Source organism: Pseudogulbenkiania sp. FW507-F1 (assembly GCF_058781125.1).
Genome location: NZ_JBYSWM010000017.1, coordinates 41,867 through 57,575 on the forward strand (window position 1 = coordinate 41,867; position 15,709 = coordinate 57,575).

Annotated in this window: 15 protein-coding genes; 11 read left to right on the forward strand and 4 right to left on the reverse strand. The window is 64.1% G+C overall.

Annotated features, from left to right (window positions below; translation table 11 throughout):
- Positions 1-132: 132 nt before the first annotated feature.
- The 4 genes from prpF to prpB form a co-directional block, all read right to left on the reverse strand.
- Positions 133-1,320: a 2-methylaconitate cis-trans isomerase PrpF gene (prpF, locus tag AC3WG5_RS12360; protein WP_492568905.1), complete on the reverse strand. Its 1,188-nt coding sequence runs from the start codon at positions 1,318-1,320 to the stop codon at positions 133-135.
- 84 nt (positions 1,321-1,404) lie between these two features.
- Complete coding sequence (gene acnD, locus AC3WG5_RS12365) at positions 1,405-4,017, reverse strand: Fe/S-dependent 2-methylisocitrate dehydratase AcnD (RefSeq protein WP_492568906.1); 2,613 nt, start codon at positions 4,015-4,017, stop codon at positions 1,405-1,407.
- Between the two features lie 198 nt (positions 4,018-4,215).
- On the reverse strand, positions 4,216-5,364 hold the full coding sequence (gene prpC, locus AC3WG5_RS12370) for a bifunctional 2-methylcitrate synthase/citrate synthase (protein WP_014086759.1): 1,149 nt from the start codon (positions 5,362-5,364) through the stop codon (positions 4,216-4,218).
- Between the two features lie 87 nt (positions 5,365-5,451).
- On the reverse strand, positions 5,452-6,327 hold the full coding sequence (gene prpB, locus AC3WG5_RS12375) for a methylisocitrate lyase (protein ID WP_482582491.1): 876 nt from the start codon (positions 6,325-6,327) through the stop codon (positions 5,452-5,454).
- Between the two features lie 369 nt (positions 6,328-6,696).
- Between prpB and rpoE the strand changes: the two genes are divergently transcribed.
- From rpoE to era, 11 genes are all read left to right on the forward strand, one after another.
- On the forward strand, positions 6,697-7,296 hold the full coding sequence (gene rpoE, locus AC3WG5_RS12380; protein WP_008953842.1) for an RNA polymerase sigma factor RpoE: 600 nt from the start codon (positions 6,697-6,699) through the stop codon (positions 7,294-7,296).
- Positions 7,297-7,298: 2 nt separating this feature from the next.
- Positions 7,299-7,802 carry a sigma-E factor negative regulatory protein gene (locus tag AC3WG5_RS12385; protein WP_014086761.1) on the forward strand — a complete coding sequence of 168 codons (504 nt, stop codon included), beginning with the start codon at positions 7,299-7,301 and terminating at the stop codon, positions 7,800-7,802.
- Positions 7,802-8,761 (forward strand): MucB/RseB C-terminal domain-containing protein, encoded by a 960-nt coding sequence (locus tag AC3WG5_RS12390; protein WP_482582489.1) that lies wholly within the window; start codon positions 7,802-7,804, stop codon positions 8,759-8,761. Before AC3WG5_RS12385 ends, AC3WG5_RS12390 begins: the two co-directional genes overlap by 1 nt.
- An 8-nt stretch (positions 8,762-8,769) precedes the next feature.
- On the forward strand, positions 8,770-9,237 hold the full coding sequence (locus AC3WG5_RS12395; RefSeq protein WP_482582487.1) for a SoxR reducing system RseC family protein: 468 nt from the start codon (positions 8,770-8,772) through the stop codon (positions 9,235-9,237).
- On the forward strand, positions 9,219-10,640 hold the full coding sequence (locus AC3WG5_RS12400) for a DegQ family serine endoprotease (RefSeq protein ID WP_482582486.1): 1,422 nt from the start codon (positions 9,219-9,221) through the stop codon (positions 10,638-10,640). The genes AC3WG5_RS12395 and AC3WG5_RS12400 overlap by 19 nt, the downstream gene beginning before the upstream one ends.
- Positions 10,637-10,876, forward strand: a complete 240-nt coding sequence (locus AC3WG5_RS12405) for a glutaredoxin family protein (protein ID WP_008953847.1) — start codon at positions 10,637-10,639, stop codon at positions 10,874-10,876. Before AC3WG5_RS12400 ends, AC3WG5_RS12405 begins: the two co-directional genes overlap by 4 nt.
- Before the next feature lie 63 nt (positions 10,877-10,939).
- Positions 10,940-12,733, forward strand: a complete 1,794-nt coding sequence (lepA, locus tag AC3WG5_RS12410; RefSeq protein ID WP_008953848.1) for a translation elongation factor 4 — start codon at positions 10,940-10,942, stop codon at positions 12,731-12,733.
- Positions 12,734-13,708, forward strand: a complete 975-nt coding sequence (gene lepB / locus AC3WG5_RS12415; protein ID WP_492568907.1) for a signal peptidase I — start codon at positions 12,734-12,736, stop codon at positions 13,706-13,708. It abuts the gene before it with no gap.
- A gap of 12 nt (positions 13,709-13,720) precedes the next feature.
- Positions 13,721-14,107: a DUF4845 domain-containing protein gene (locus tag AC3WG5_RS12420; RefSeq protein WP_492568908.1), complete on the forward strand. Its 387-nt coding sequence runs from the start codon at positions 13,721-13,723 to the stop codon at positions 14,105-14,107.
- On the forward strand, positions 14,104-14,820 hold the full coding sequence (rnc, locus tag AC3WG5_RS12425; RefSeq protein ID WP_492568909.1) for a ribonuclease III: 717 nt from the start codon (positions 14,104-14,106) through the stop codon (positions 14,818-14,820). Before AC3WG5_RS12420 ends, rnc begins: the two co-directional genes overlap by 4 nt.
- Positions 14,817-15,707 (forward strand): GTPase Era, encoded by an 891-nt coding sequence (era, locus tag AC3WG5_RS12430; protein ID WP_008953852.1) that lies wholly within the window; start codon positions 14,817-14,819, stop codon positions 15,705-15,707. Before rnc ends, era begins: the two co-directional genes overlap by 4 nt.
- The last annotated feature ends 2 nt before the right edge of the window (positions 15,708-15,709 follow it).

The window sequence follows — 15,709 nt, forward strand, 5'->3', positions numbered from 1 at the left end:
TGCTCGGGGAGGGCGAGCGGGCACAAGCCGGGTTGTTGCCGCCGCATGGAAAGCCGGCCCGCTCATCCGCCCCGGCCGGGTTGGCCGAAGCCGGATCAACCGGCCGTCGCTGTACTGCAGTTTAGCTCGCGCTCAGAACGCGTCACCCGGTACGCGCACCCAGCCTTCCATCAGTACGCGCGCGCTGCGGCTCATGATGGCCTTGGTCACGGTCCACTGGCCATCGATCTGGCGTGCCTCGGCGCCCACGCGCAGCGTGCCCGAGGGGTGGCCGAAGCGCACCGCGTTGCGTTCGCCGCCGCCGGCCGCCAGGTTGACCAGGGTGCCGGGGATGGCGGCGGCGGTGCCGATGGCCACCGCGGCGGTGCCCATCATGGCGTGGTGCAGCTTGCCCATGGACAGCGCGCGCACCAAGAGGTCGACGTCGCCGGCCTTGATCTGCTTGCCGCTGGAGGCGGTGTAGTCTTTGGGCGGCGCCACGAAGGCGATCTTCGGGGTGTGCTGGCGCGTGGCGGCCTCTTCCGGGGTCTTGATCAGGCCCATGCGCAGCGCGCCGGCGACGCGGATGGCTTCGAAGCGGGCCAGCGCCGCCGGGTCACTGTTGATGGCTTCGCGCAGCTCGGTGCCGGTGTAGCCGATGTCGGCGGCGTTGACGAACACGGTGGGGATGCCGGCCGCGATCATGGTGGCCTTGAAGGTGCCGACGCCGGGCACGTCCAGATCGTCCACCAGATTGCCGGTGGGGAACATGCTGCCGCCCTCGTCACCGTCGTCGGACGGGTCGAGGAATTCCAGCACGATCTCGGCCGCCGGGAAGGTCACGCCGTCCAGCTCGAAATCGCCGGTCTCCTGCACCTGGCCGTTGGTCACCGGGACGTGGGCGATGATGGTTTTCTGGATGTTGGCCTGCCAGATGCGCACCACGCACACGCCGTTGTCCGGAATGCGCGCCGGGTCGACCAGGCCGGCGTGAAGGGCGAAGGCGCCGGCGGCGGTGGAGAGGTTGCCGCAGTTGCCGCTCCAGTCGACGAAGGCCTTGTCGATGGCGACCTGGCCGTAGAGGTAGTCCACGTCGTGGTCGGGCTGCGTGCTCTTGGACAGGATCACGCACTTGCTGGTGCTGGAGGTGGCGCCGCCCATGCCGTCGATGTGGGCGGAGTAGGGGTCGGGGCTGCCGATCACGCGCATGAACAGCTTGTCGCGCGCCGCGCCCGGCACCTGGCAGCGTTCCGGCAGGTCCTGCAGGCGGAAGAACACGCCCTTGCTGGTGCCGCCGCGGATATAGGTGGCGGGAATCTTGATCTGGGGTTGGTGAGCCATGAGCTGATTGTCCTGATGAAACCGGGGTGGCGGTTCGGCCAACGTTACCGCCTAACCGGGGCAACGTTGGCCGTCTGCTGATGCTTACGCTGCGGTCGAGGCTTCGAGGAAGTCCTGCGCGAAGCGCTGCAGCACGCCGCCGGCCTCGTAGATCGACACTTCTTCCGCGGTATCCAGGCGGCAGGTGACGGGCACCTCGACGCGCTCGCCGTTCCGGCGCTGGATCACCAGCGTGAGGTCGGCGCGCGGTTTGCGCTCGCCGATCACGTCGAAGGTCTCGGTGCCGTCGATGCCCAGGGTCTTGCGGTTCACGCCCGGCTTGAACTCCAGCGGCAGCACGCCCATGCCGATCAGGTTGGTGCGGTGGATGCGCTCGAAGCCCTCGGCCGCGATGGCTTCCACCCCGGCCAGACGCACGCCCTTGGCGGCCCAGTCGCGCGAGGAGCCCTGGCCGTAGTCGGCGCCGGCGATGATGATCAGGGGCTGCTTGCGCTCCATGTAGGTTTCGATGGCTTCCCACATGCGCATCACCTTGCCCTCCGGCTCGACGCGCGCCAGCGAGCCCTTCTTCACCTCGCCGTCCACCACCGCCATCTCGTTCACCAGCTGCGGGTTGGCGAAGGTGGCGCGCTGCGCGGTGAGGTGGTCGCCGCGATGGGTGGCGTAGGAGTTGAAGTCCTCTTCCGGCAGGCCCATTTTCGCCAGGTATTCGCCGGCGGCGCTATTGGCCAGGATGGCGTTGGACGGCGACAGGTGGTCGGTGGTGATGTTGTCCGGCAGCACCGCCAGCGGACGCATGCCCTTGAGCGTGCGCTCGCCGGCCAGCGCGCCCTCCCAGTACGGCGGGCGGCGGATGTAGGTCGACTGCGGGCGCCAGTCGTAGAGCGGGCTCTTGGCTTCTTCCACGGTGCCCAGGTCGAACATCGGGATGTAGATCTGCTTGAACTGTTCCGGCTTCACGCAGCGCGCCACGATGGCGTCGATTTCCTCGTCGCTCGGCCACAGGTCTTTCAGCGTGATGGCCTGGCCGTCCTTGTCGTAGCCCAGCGCGTCCTGCTCGATGTCGAAGCGCACGGTGCCGGCGATGGCGTAGGCCACCACCAGCGGCGGGGAGGCGAGGAAGGCCTGCTTGGCGTAGGGGTGGATGCGGCCGTCGAAGTTGCGGTTGCCGGACAGCACGGCGGTGGCGTACAGGTCGCGCTCGATGATTTCCTGCTGGATCTTCGGGTCCAGCGCGCCGGACATGCCGTTACAGGTGGTGCAGGCGTAGGCCACGATGCCGAAGCCCAGCTTTTCCAGCTCCGGCAACAGGCCGGCTTCTTCCAGATAGAGCTTGGCCACCTTGGAGCCGGGCGCGAACGAGGTCTTCACCCACGGCTTGCGCACCAGGCCCAGCGCATTGGCCTTTTTCGCCAGCAGGGCGGCTGCCACCACGTTGCGCGGGTTGGAGGTGTTGGTGCAGCTGGTGATGGCGGCGATGATCACCGCGCCATCCGGCAGCAGACCCTGGGCTTCCTCGGCGCGAGCCGCCTGCAGCTTGGCCTCGTCGGCGATGCCGCGTTCGTGCAGGGCCGAGGTCGGCAGGCGCTTGTGCGGGTTGGACGGGCCGGCCATGTTGCGCACCACGCTGGAGAGATCGAACTCCAGCACGCGCTCGTACTCGGCGCGGGCCAGGCTGTCGCCCCACAGGCCGGTGAGCTTGGCGTAGTTTTCCACCAGCGCCACCTGCTCCGGTTCACGGCCGGTGAGCTTCAGGTAATCGATGGTCTGGTCGTCGATGTAGAACATCGCGGCGGTGGCGCCGTATTCCGGGCACATATTGGAGATGGTGGCGCGGTCGCCGATGCTCAGCTTGGCTGCGCCTTCGCCGAAGAACTCCACCCAGGCGCCGACCACGCGCTCCTTGCGCAGGAACTCAGTGAGCGCCAGCACGATGTCGGTGGCGGTGATGCCGGGCTGGCGCTGGCCGGTGAGTTTCACCCCGACGATGTCCGGCAGGCGCATCATCGAGGCGCGGCCCAGCATCACGGTTTCCGCTTCCAACCCGCCCACGCCGATGGCGATCACGCCCAGTGCGTCCACGTGCGGGGTATGGCTGTCGGTGCCGACGCAGGTGTCGGGGAAGGCCACGCCGTCGCGCGCCTGGATCACCGGCGACATTTTTTCCAGGTTGATCTGGTGCATGATGCCGTTGCCCGCCGGGATCACGTCCACGTTCTTGAACGCGGTGCGCGTCCAGTCGATGAAGTGGAAGCGGTCCTCGTTGCGACGGTCTTCGATGGCACGGTTTTTCTCGAACGCCTCCGGGTCGTAGCCTCCGCATTCCACTGCCAGCGAGTGATCCACGATGAGCTGGGTGGGGACCTCCGGGTTCACCTTGGCAGGGTCGCCGCCTTTTTCGGCGATGGCGTCGCGCAGGCCGGCCAGGTCGACCAGCGCGGTCTGGCCCAGGATGTCGTGGCACACCACGCGCGCCGGGTACCAGGGGAAATCCAGGTCGCGGCGGCGTTCGATCAGCTGCTTGAGCGCGTCGGTCAGCAGCGCCGGGTCGCAGCGGCGCACCAGCTGTTCGGCCAGTACGCGCGAGGTATACGGCAGCGTGTCGTAGGCGCCGGGCTGGATGGCGTCGACCGCGGCGCGCGTGTCGAAGTAATCCAGGGCCGTGCCGGGCAGGTGTTTGCGGTATGCGGTATTCATGGTGTCGAGGCCCGAGGGTGATGTTCTGTGTCAGCGGGGCGGCTCGCCGGCCACCTCCGCCCGTGTTTCAGCCAGCCCGCCGGCGCAGCCGTGCCGGCAGGTGGCGGCCATCCGCTCCCGGCATTCTCGCCCGCCTAGAGGGGGCCGTGAGAATGCCGGCGCCGGGCGGGCTGTGGCGCGCCCGGCAGGCGGGGTGTGTCAGCGCTGAGCCAGCGGCACGAAAGACTGATCTTCCGGGCCGACGTAGTTGGCCGAAGGACGGATGATCTTGCCGTCGATGCGCTGTTCAATCACGTGCGCGCTCCAGCCGCTGGTGCGGGCGATCACGAACAGCGGGGTGAACATCGCGGTCGGCACGCCCATCATGTGGTAGCTCACGGCGGAGAACCAGTCGAGGTTGGGGAACATCTTCTTGATATCCCACATCACGCTCTCCAGGCGCTCGGCGATGTCGAACATCTTGGTGTCGCCAGCGGCGACGGACAGCTCGCGTGCCACTTCCTTGATCACCTTGTTGCGCGGGTCGCTGATGGTGTAAACGGGATGGCCGAAGCCGATCACCACTTCCTTGCGCTCGACGCGTGCCTTGATGTCGATCTCGGCCTCGTCCGGGTTCTCGTAGCGCTTCTGCACTTCGAACGCCACTTCGTTGGCGCCGCCGTGTTTCGGGCCGCGCAGCGCGCCGATGGCGCCGGTGATGGCGCTGTACATGTCGGAACCGGTGCCGGCGATGACGCGGGCGGTGAAGGTGGAGGCGTTGAACTCATGCTCGGCGTACAGGTTGAGCGAGGTATGCATGGCGCGTACCCACTGCTCGGAGGGCTTCTGGCCGTGCAGCAGGTGCAGGAAGTGGCCGCCGATGGAGTCGTCGTCGGTTTCCACCTCGATGCGCTTGCCGTTGTGGCTGAAGTGGTACCAGTAGAGCAGCATCGAACCCAGGCTGGCCATCAGGCGGTCGGCGATGTCGCGCGCGCCGGCCATGTTGTGATCGTCTTTTTCCGGCAGGGTGCAACCCAGCGCGGAGACGCCGCTGCGCATCACGTCCATCGGGTGGGCGGCGGCCGGCAGCGCTTCCAGCGCGGCCTTTACCGAGGCCGGCAGGCCGCGCAGGCTCTTCAGCTTCTTCTTGTAGCCGGTGAGCTCGGCCTGGTTCGGCAGCTTGCCGTGCACCAGCAGGTAGGCGACTTCTTCGAATTCACAGTGGGCGGCCAGGTCCAGGATGTCGTAGCCGCGGTAGTGCAGGTCGTTGCCGCTGCGGCCAACGGTGCACAGGGCGGTGTTGCCGGCGGCCACGCCGGAGAGGGCGACCGATTTCTTCGGCTTGGCGGTAAGAACGACTTCACTCATTTCCTTCTCCTCTAAATGTAACGGCAATACGGGGCGGCCTGCGGCTTGTTGTCGGGCGTCTTCGGCCAACCTGATGTGGTCTGTGGTTTACTTTTCCTGGCTGAACAGCGCGTCCAGCTTCTGCTCGTAAGCGTGGTAGCCCAGATGGTCATAGAGCTCCATGCGCGTCTGCATCTTGTCGATCACGTTTTTCTGCGTGCCGTCCTGGCGGATCGCGCTGTACACCTCCAGCGCCGCCTTGCTCATGGCGCGGAACGCCGAGAGCGGGTAGAGCACCAGGCTCACGCCGTTGGCGCCGAGTTCCTGCGTGGTGTAGAGCGGGGTGGAGCCGAACTCGGTGATGTTGGCCAGTACCGGCACTTTCACGGCGGCGGCGAACTGCTTGTACATCGCCAGATCGGTCATCGCCTCGGGGAAGATCATGTCCGCACCGGCCTCGACGCAGGCCACGGCGCGCTCGATCGCGGCGTCCAGGCCTTCCACGGCCAGCGCATCGGTGCGGGCCATGATCACGAAGCTGTCGTCACGGCGCGCATCCACGGCCGCCTTGATGCGGTCGACCATCTCGTCCTTGGACACGATCGCCTTGTTCGGGCGATGGCCGCAGCGCTTCTGCTGGACCTGGTCTTCAATGTGCACCGCGGCGGCGCCGGCCTTTTCCAGGCTGCGGATGGCGCGGGCGATGTTGAACGCGCCGCCCCAGCCGGTGTCGATATCCACCAGCAGCGGCAACTCGGTGGCCTCGGTGATGCGGCGTACGTCGATCAGCACGTCTTCCAGCGTGGTGATGCCAAGATCAGGAATGCCGCACGAGCAGGCCGCCACGCCGCCGCCCGACAGGTACAGCGCCTTGAAGCCGGCGTGCTCGGCCAGGCGGGCGGCGTAGGCATTGACGGCCCCCATCACCTGCAACGGTTTTTCCTGCTCCACGGCCTGTCTGAAACGGTTTCCCGGGGTGTGCATCGCGCGTTCTCCTTGCGTCGTCATGGGGTGATGGCTGAATTCTAGCAAGTGCTTGGTTGGTGTGTAAAGGGCGCCGAGCACACAATGGCAAATCCCTTAAACAGAGGGTAGACGGTGACGCGGGCGGGTGCCGGACAAAACAACGCGCCGCCGCGTTCTCCCCCACTGACGAGGCGTTGCCCTCGCCGGCGCGGCGGGGGCAACGCCTCGAGCCGGGGCTTTCCGCCGTTTTCGTTTGGAGGCATCTCTGCTATGTTTCGCTCAGCACCACCAGTGGGAACTCATCACCCACCCTCTGGTCTAGACCGTGTCCGCCATGTGAAATACACCAAATAAACCGGTGGGCAATTCAGGGAGCATTACAACGACATGAGTGATCGTGAAATCGATCAACAATTGGTGGAGCGTGCACAGCGAGGTGAAAAAAGAGCGTTCGATCTACTTGTCAGCAAGTATCAGCGCCGTTTAGCTCGGCTGTTGTCGCGGTTTCTACGCGACAGCGCAGACATCGAAGACGTGACACAGGAGGCCTTCGTCAAGGCATACCGCGCCTTGCCGTCGTTTCGCGGCGAGAGTGCGTTCTATACCTGGCTATACCGGATCGGCATCAACACCGCCAAAAATTTCCTGAGTGCCAGCGGGCGACGCCCGGTCATCAACAGCGAAGTGGAGGATGAAGACGGTGAAAGTTTCGACATGGCGTCGCAACTCCCCGACTTCAACACCCCCGAATCGGAGTTGATGAACAAGGAAATCCTGAACACGGTGAATGCAGCGGTAGAGGCATTGCCTGAGGAACTGAGGACGGCGATTTCGCTGCGGGAAATGGATGGTCTGTCCTACGACGAAATCGCCAAGGTGATGAATTGTCCCATCGGTACGGTTCGTTCGCGCATCTTCCGGGCGCGCGAAGCAATCGCAACCGAGCTTAGGCCGCTGCTCGACACGGCCAAGAATAAAAGGTGGTAAGCATGAAAGAATCATTATCCGCACTGGTGGATAACGAACTCGACGGACCAGAGGCCTCCAAGCTGATCAGTGCCGCCAGTACCGACGAGTCGTTGAAGGAAGCATGGGATGAGTATCACCTGATCGGTGATGCCATGCGCGCCTCCGGCCTGAACAGCATCAACGTGCGCCATAGCGTCGCGGCACGCCTGGCCGAGGAGCCGACCGTGCTGGCGCCGCGGCGCTGGTTACGACAGGGCAGCGTGCGCACGGTCGGCGCGGTGGCGCTGGCCGCGAGCATGAGCTTTGCCGCCGTGGTGGCGTGGCAGCAGCTGGCGGTCAACGGCCAGGGCGCCGCCATGGTCGCGGAGAAGGGGGTGCCGGTGCAGGTGGCTCAGCAGGTCGAGCCGGCCAACGGCCCCATGGCGCGCGACAACGGCGCCGACCCTTATCTGCTGGCGCATCAGGAAATGGCCTCCGACCCTGATGTGGTGAAAGTCTCGCTGGGCAACGGAGTTCGCCATTGATGCGGCTGAAGCACCTGACTGCCATTGTGTGTATTGCTCTGCCGGCATTGGCGCATGCCGCCGATGACTGGCAGACCCTCAAGAAATCCGCCCAGGCCAGCCGTAACCAGGTCCTGACCGGAACCTATCTGCACCAGATGAGCGGTGTGGTGGAAACGTTCCACATCGTGCGCGGTGCGGGAACGGAGGGCGTGATCGAATTGCGCCAGTCGCTGGACGGCACGCCACGCGAGATCGTCCGCAACGGCAGCGAACTCACCGGTTACGGGCCGGACAAGAAGGCGCTGATGGCCGCCAAGGTCAGTGCCATGCGGCTGTTCCCGGCCTTGCTGCCGGACGACATGGCCGGCGTCGCCGAGTCCTACACGCTCAAGCGCCTCGCCGGCGATCGTGTCGCCCAGCGCGAATGCGACTGGCTCGAACTCAAGGCCAAGGACCGCGCGCGCTACGGCCTGCGCCTGTGCCTCGATCGTGCCAGCCTGCTGCCGCTCAAGATCATGACGCTGTCGCCGGCACAGGAGCCGGTCGAGCAGTACATGTTCACCGAGATCGACTTGGCGGCGCCGAAGGATCGCAACCAGTTCAAGCCGCATTACCCGCTCAGCCTCCCCATCCGCAACGCCAGCACCTCGGTGCCGCCGAGTGGTGCCGGGATGGAAGGCGTGGAAGTCAGCGGCTTGCCCAGTGGCTTCCGCCTGATCCGTGCCCTGCAGCGCAGCCTGCCGGGGCAGGCCGAACACGCGGTGCGGCACCTGGTGTATACCGATGGTTTGGTCATGCTGTCGCTCTTCATCGAGCCGGCTGGGGCTGAGCCGCGCGCCGAACGCGTGAGTACGCTGTACGGCGCCGTGGCCATGGCCTCCGGCAGCCAGGGCGGCATGCAGCTCACGCTGGTGGGCGATCTGCCGGAAGCCAGCATGATGTCCTTGCTCAAATCGATTCGAGTCGTACAGAAATAACAACAACGATGGTAGAAACGCAGGCCAGGGTGCTCGCCACCGAGCAGGCATTCGCTTTGGTGGAGCCCCGTCCCCATTCCTCGTGCCGCCACTGCGATCCGGTCGCCGGCTGCCGCGCCCTGTCACTTTCCCGCACCATCGGTTCGACCGACCGCCGCGTGCGCGTCCACAATCCGTTGGGCGCCGAGGCCGGCGACTGGGTGCTGGTGACTGTGCCGCGACAGCGCGTGTCCATGGCGTCTTTCCTCGTGTATCTCGTGCCGCCGGCGGGACTGGGCGTCGGGCTCTCGTTCGGCGCCGGCGCGAGCGAGCCGGTGTCGCTGTTGGCCGGCGCGGCGCTGTTCGTCATCGGTCTGTACGCGGTGCGGCGCGAGCTCCGGCGTCGCCGGCGTTCGCCCCTGCTGCAGCCGACCATCACGGCCATCTATCCCTCAGAACCCTTGATGCTGGAGAAACCATGTCGGTCCAAAAACTGATTGCCTCTGCCATGCTGGCAGCTGTTGTGGTGTCGGGTCCGGTGTACGCCGCCGAGGCGCGCGTGCTGCCCGACTTTACCCAGATCGTCGAGCAGGAAGGCAAGGCCGTGGTCAACATCAGCACCACGCAGACGGTGCGCGAGACCATCAATGCCGTACCCGAGGAATTCAATGGCGATCCGTTCTTCGAGTTCTTCCGGCGCTTCGCTCCGCCGCAGCAGCAGGAGCGCAAGGAGCGCTCGCTGGGCTCGGGGTTCATCGTGTCGGCAGACGGTTATGTCATGACCAACTCGCACGTGGTGGCGCGGGCCGATGAAATCACCGTCACGCTCGGTGACAAGCGCACCTTCAAGGCGCGACTGGTCGGTTCCGATGCGCGCACCGACGTCGCGCTGCTGAAGATCAATGCCAGCCACCTGCCGGTGGCGCATATCGGTTCTTCGGCCAACCTCAAGGTCGGGGAATGGGTGCTGGCGATCGGCTCGCCGTTCGGCTTCGAAAACTCGGTCACCTCGGGCATCGTCTCCGCCAAGGGGCGCAGCCTGCCGGACGAGAACTACGTACCGTTCATCCAGACCGACGCCGCGGTCAACCCAGGCAACTCCGGCGGTCCGCTGTTCAACCTGAAGGGCGAGGTGGTCGGCATCAACTCGCAGATCTACAGCCGCTCCGGCGGCTTCATGGGCATCTCCTTCGCCATCCCGATCGACGTGGCGGTCAAGGTGGCCGACCAGCTCAAATCGGAAGGCAAGGTCAGCCGCGGCCGCATCGGCGTCGCCATCCAGGAGTTGAGTCCGGAGCTGGCCGCATCGTTCGGGCTTGCCAGCGCCAATGGCGCCCTGATCAACTCGGTGGAAAAGGACGGGCCGGCCGACAAGGCGGGTCTGCGGGCCGGCGATATCGTGCTCAAGATCGACGGCCAGCCCGTCGAGTCGTCGGCCGACATGCCGCGCCTGATCGGTGCCATGCGCCCGGGCAAGCCGGTGGCGGTGGAAGTCTGGCGTAACCGGGCGCGCCGGGTCGTCACCGTGGTGCTGGCCGAACTCAAGGACGAGGCGCCCAGCATTGCCGAACGTGAATTCCGCCAGCCGCAGAAGCCGGCCGAACCGCAGGGGGAAAACCTGTCTGCCATCGGCTTGTCGCTGGTCGAGCTGACGCCGGTGCAACTCAAGCGTCTCGGCATCGACTACGGTCTCCTGGTGCGCAAGGTGTCCGGCCCGGCCGAGCGTGTCGGCATGGCGGCGGGCGACGTCATCGTCGGCGTCGGCAGCGAGCCGCTGAAGAATCCTCGCCAGCTGCGCGAAGCGCTCAACGCCGCGCGCAAGGGCGGCACGGTCGCCCTGCAGGTGCTGCGCCGCGGCGTGACGCTGTTCGTGCCGTTGACCGTGGAGGAGGGGAAATGAGGCTGACGCTGTACTTCCGCGAGTATTGCAGCCTGTGTCACCAGATGCTGGCTGAACTCCAGCCGTGGCAGCAAAAGCACGGCTTCGCGCTCGACGTGATCGACGTCGATGCCGACCCGGTGCTGGAGGAGCGCTTCAACGAACTGGTGCCGGTATTGATGGATGGCGAGCACGAAATCTGCCATTACCATCTTGATACTCAGCGGCTGGCTGCACATCTTGGCGAAATCGGCTAAAATCCGCGCCAGTGTGAGTTGTCAAGGGCACGCCAGCGTGCCCTTAATTTTTGCTGGATACCGATGAAACATATTCGAAATTTCTCGATCATTGCCCATATCGACCACGGCAAATCGACCCTGGCCGACCGTTTTATCCAGTTCTGCGGCGGCCTGGAAATGCGTGAAATGAGCGCACAGGTACTCGACTCGATGGATATCGAGAAAGAGCGCGGCATCACCATCAAGGCGCAGACCGCGGCACTGCAGTACAAGGCGCGCGACGGCCAGGTCTACAACCTGAACCTGATCGACACCCCGGGACACGTCGACTTCAGCTACGAAGTCAGCCGCTCGCTGTCCGCCTGTGAGGGCGCGCTGCTGGTGGTCGACGCCTCGCAGGGCGTCGAGGCGCAGACCGTGGCCAACTGCTACACCGCTATCGAACTGGGGGTGGAAGTGGTGCCGGTGCTCAACAAGATCGACCTGCCGGCCGCCGAACCCGAGCGCGTGAGTCAGGAGATCGAAGACATCATCGGCATCGAGGCCATTGATGCGGTGCGTGCCTCAGCCAAGTCCGGCATCGGCATCGAAGACATCCTGGAAACGGTGATCAGCAAGATCCCGCCGCCGGAAGGCAATCCGGATGGCCCGCTCAAGGCGCTGATCATCGACTCCTGGTTCGACAACTACGTCGGCGTGGTAATGCTGGTGCGGGTGATCGACGGTTCGCTGAAACCCAAGGACAAGATCAAGTTCATGGCCACCGGCGCCGAGCATCTGTGCGAGCAGGTCGGGGTGTTCACGCCCAAGTCGGTGCAGCGTCCCAGCCTCAGCGCCGGCGAAGTGGGCTTCGTCATTGCCGGCATCAAGGAACTGAAATCGGCCAAGGTCGGCGACACCATCACGCTGGTCAACAACCCGGCCAGCGAGGCGCTGCCCGGCTTCAAGGAAGTCCAGTCGCAGGTGTTCGCCGGCCTCTACCCGGTGGAATCGCACGACTACGACTCACTGCGCGACGCCCTGGAAAAGCTGCAGCTCAACGACGCCTCGCTCAAGTTCGAGCCGGAAGTGTCGCAGGCGCTGGGCTTCGGCTTCCGCTGCGGCTTCCTCGGCCTGCTGCACCTGGAAATCGTGCAGGAACGTCTCGAGCGCGAGTTCGACATGGACCTCATCACCACCGCGCCAACGGTGGTGTACGAGGTGCTGATGAAGGACGGCACGGTCATTGAGGTGGAAAACCCCTCCAAGCTGCCGGACCTGTCCAAGATCGACGAAATCCGCGAGCCGATCATCACGTCGACCATCCTCGTGCCGCAGGACTACGTCGGCGCGGTGATGACGCTGTGCAACCAGAAACGCGGTGTGCAGCGCAATATGCAGTACATGGGCCGCCAGGTGATGCTGACCTACGAGCTGCCGATGAACGAAGTGGTGATGGACTTCTTCGACAAGCTCAAGTCCACCAGCCGCGGCTACGCCTCGCTCGACTACGAATTCAAGGAATTCCAGGCGGCCGACCTGGTCAAGCTCGACATCCTGGTCAATAGCGAGAAGGTCGATGCCCTATCGCTGATCGTGCACCGCGCCACCAGCCAGTACCGCGGCCGTGAACTGGCGTCGAAGATGCGCGAACTGATCCCGCGCCAGATGTTCGACATCGCCGTGCAGGCCGCCATCGGCAGCCACATCATCGCGCGCGAGACCATCAAGGCGCTCAGGAAGAACGTGCTGGCCAAGTGCTACGGCGGTGACATCACCCGTAAGAAAAAGCTGCTGGAAAAACAAAAAGCCGGCAAGAAGCGCATGAAGCAGGTGGGCAACGTGGAAATTCCGCAAGAAGCCTTCCTCGCCATTCTTCAAGTGGGAGACAAGTAAGTGGGGGCCAATCTGTTCTGGGTGTTCGTGGTCGTGGCCGCCATCGGCCTGATGCTGATCGTCTTCAGCGGTGGCAGGCGAGAAGCGGCCGCCAAGGACTGGCCGGCCCCGATCCAGTGGGGCTACCTGGCGCTGGTGGTCGGCGGCTTCGGCATTCTATCCAACGCCATGAGCTTCACCGCCGTGATGCTGGTGTTCGTGCTGATCACCGGCGTGGTGTGGGGGCTCGATAAGCTGCTGCTGGCCAGGAAGAGAATGGCCGAAGGGCGCGAGGTAGGGCATTTCGTCGACTACGCGCGCGGCTTCTTCCCGGTCATCTTCGTGGTGTTCGTGCTGCGTTCCTTCCTGGTCGAGCCGTTCCAGATCCCCTCCAGCTCGATGCGGCCGGGACTGGTGGTCGGCGACTTCATCTTGGTCAACAAGTTCTCCTACGGCATCCGCGTGCCGGTGTTGAACAACGTGCTGATCCCAGTCAACAAGGTGGAGCGTGGCGATGTGGTGGTGTTCAACTTCCCGCCGCAGCCCAGCGTCAACTACATCAAGCGCGTGATCGGTCTGCCGGGCGACACGGTGGAATACCGCAACAAGCGCCTGACGGTGAACGGCAAGCCGGTTCCGGACGAGAAGGACGGCACCTACGAATACCTGGAACAGGGGCTGGCGATGATCCATAACGACCAGTTCCACGAAACGCTGGGCAACAAGCGCTTCCAGGTGTTGAATATTCCCGAGGCCCCGACACTGAGCCTGAGCCAGGTGAGCGACTTCCCCTTCCGCGACCGTTGTGTCTATGATGACAACGGCTTTGCCTGCCGCGTGCCGGAAGGCCACTACTTCATGATGGGCGACAACCGCGACAACAGCCTGGATGGCCGTTATTGGGGTTTCGTCGCCGACAAGCTGCTGGTGGGCAAGGCGTTCCTGGTATGGATGAACTTCAACGACCTGTCGCGTATTGGTCATACCATTCGTTGACAGGACTTCGACTTGGACAGTCAAGGGGGAGCAATGCAGCGAACTCAACGCGGGTTTACAATCATTTCCACCATGCTGCTGATGGTGTTCATCGGCGGCGTCATCCTGCTCGGTTTCAAGGTGATTCCGGTCTACGCGGAATACTCTGCAGTCAAGCAGGCGGTACGGGATGTGGCAGGTGAAACCTCGGCCAGCGAGTACCAGATTCGTAAAGACTTCAATACCAAGGCCGACGTGGCCGATATCAGTTCGATCCGCGGTCAGAATCTTGAGGTGGTTGCGGGCGCGGGTGTGGTGCATGTCCGTGCCGCCTATCGTCGCGAAGTTCCCTTGTTTGCCAATGTCGGGCTGATTTTTGACTTTGAAACCGAAGCGGGCAAAACCGATTCTTCCCAATGACCGTATCACAGACTGAAGTAAAGTTCGGCCGCCTGTCGGCGGCGTTGGGCTATCGTTTCACTCGGCCGGAACTGCTGCGCCAGGCATTGACGCACCGCAGTTTCGGCTCGCCCAATAACGAGCGTTTCGAATTCATCGGCGACAGCATTCTCAACTATACCGTGGCGCGCATGCTGTTCGACTGCTTCCCGCGCCTGAGCGAGGGCGAGCTGTCGCGCCTGCGTGCCAACCTGGTCAACCAGAGTTCGCTGGCCGAGATCGCTCTGGGGCTGGGCCTGGGCGATTACCTGTACCTGGGCGAAGGTGAACTGAAGAGCGGCGGATTCAACCGCCCCTCGATTCTGGCCGATGCCCTGGAAGCGACCTTCGCCGCCGTCAGCTTCGACAGCGACTTTGCCGCGGCCGAGAACGTGGTGCGCCGTCTGTACGAACAACGGGTGGCCGCGATCGATCCGACCAAGCACGCCAAGGACGCCAAGACCCGGCTGCAGGAAGCCTTGCAGGCCAGAAAGCTGGCACTGCCGAAATACCGTATCCTCTCCCAGAGTGGAGAGGCTCATGAACAATGGTTCAAGGTGGAGTGCGACCTCGGCGAGCTGGCGGTGATCGTCACCGGCGAGGGCGGCAGCCGCCGCGCCGCCGAACAGCAATCGGCCGAAGCCGCGCTGGAACACCTTGAACAGAAACTGCCTTCGGGCAAGAAACGCGCATGACAGACACTCCATTCCACTGCGGCTTCGTCGCCATCGTCGGTCGTCCCAACGTCGGCAAGTCGACGTTGATGAACCACCTGATCGGCCAGAAGGTTAGCATCACCTCGAAGAAGGCGCAGACCACGCGCCACCGCGTCAACGGCATCCATACCGAAGACACCGCCCAGTTCGTTTTCGTCGACACCCCGGGCTTCCAGACCTTCCACAAGGGCGCGCTCAACGAGGTGCTCAACCGCAGCGTGAAGGAAACGCTGTCGGACGTGGACTGCGTGCTGTTCGTGATCGAAGCCATGCGCTGGACCGGTGCCGACAAGGAACTGTTGCCGCTCTTGCCCAAGCACACCCCGGTGATGCTGGTGATCAACAAGCTCGACAAGGCCAAGGACAAACAGGCGCTGATGGAATTCATCGAGACGGTGAAGGCCGACTTTGCCTTCGCCGACGTCGAGGTGGTTAGCGCCAAGCATGGTCAGCGTCTGGCCGAACTGCTCGACAAGGTGCGCCCGCGCCTGCCGGAATCGATGCCGCTCTACCCCGAGGACATGGTCACCGACAAGAGCGAACGCTTCCTCGCCGCCGAGATCGTGCGCGAGAAGCTGTTCCGCTACCTGGGCGAAGAACTGCCGTACTCGATGAACGTGGAGGTCGAGCAGTTCGAACTCGACGGCGCCTTGCGCCGCATCCACATCGCTGTGCTGGTCGACAAGGAAGGCCAGAAAGGCATTCTGATCGGCAAGGGTGGTGAAAAGCTGAAGAAGATTTCGACCGAAGCCCGCCTCGACATGGAAAAACTGTTCGACGGCAAGGTCTACCTGGAGGTGTGGGTCAAGGTCAAGAGCGGTTGGGCCGACGATGTGCGCTTCCTCAAGGAATTCGGTCTTCACTGATC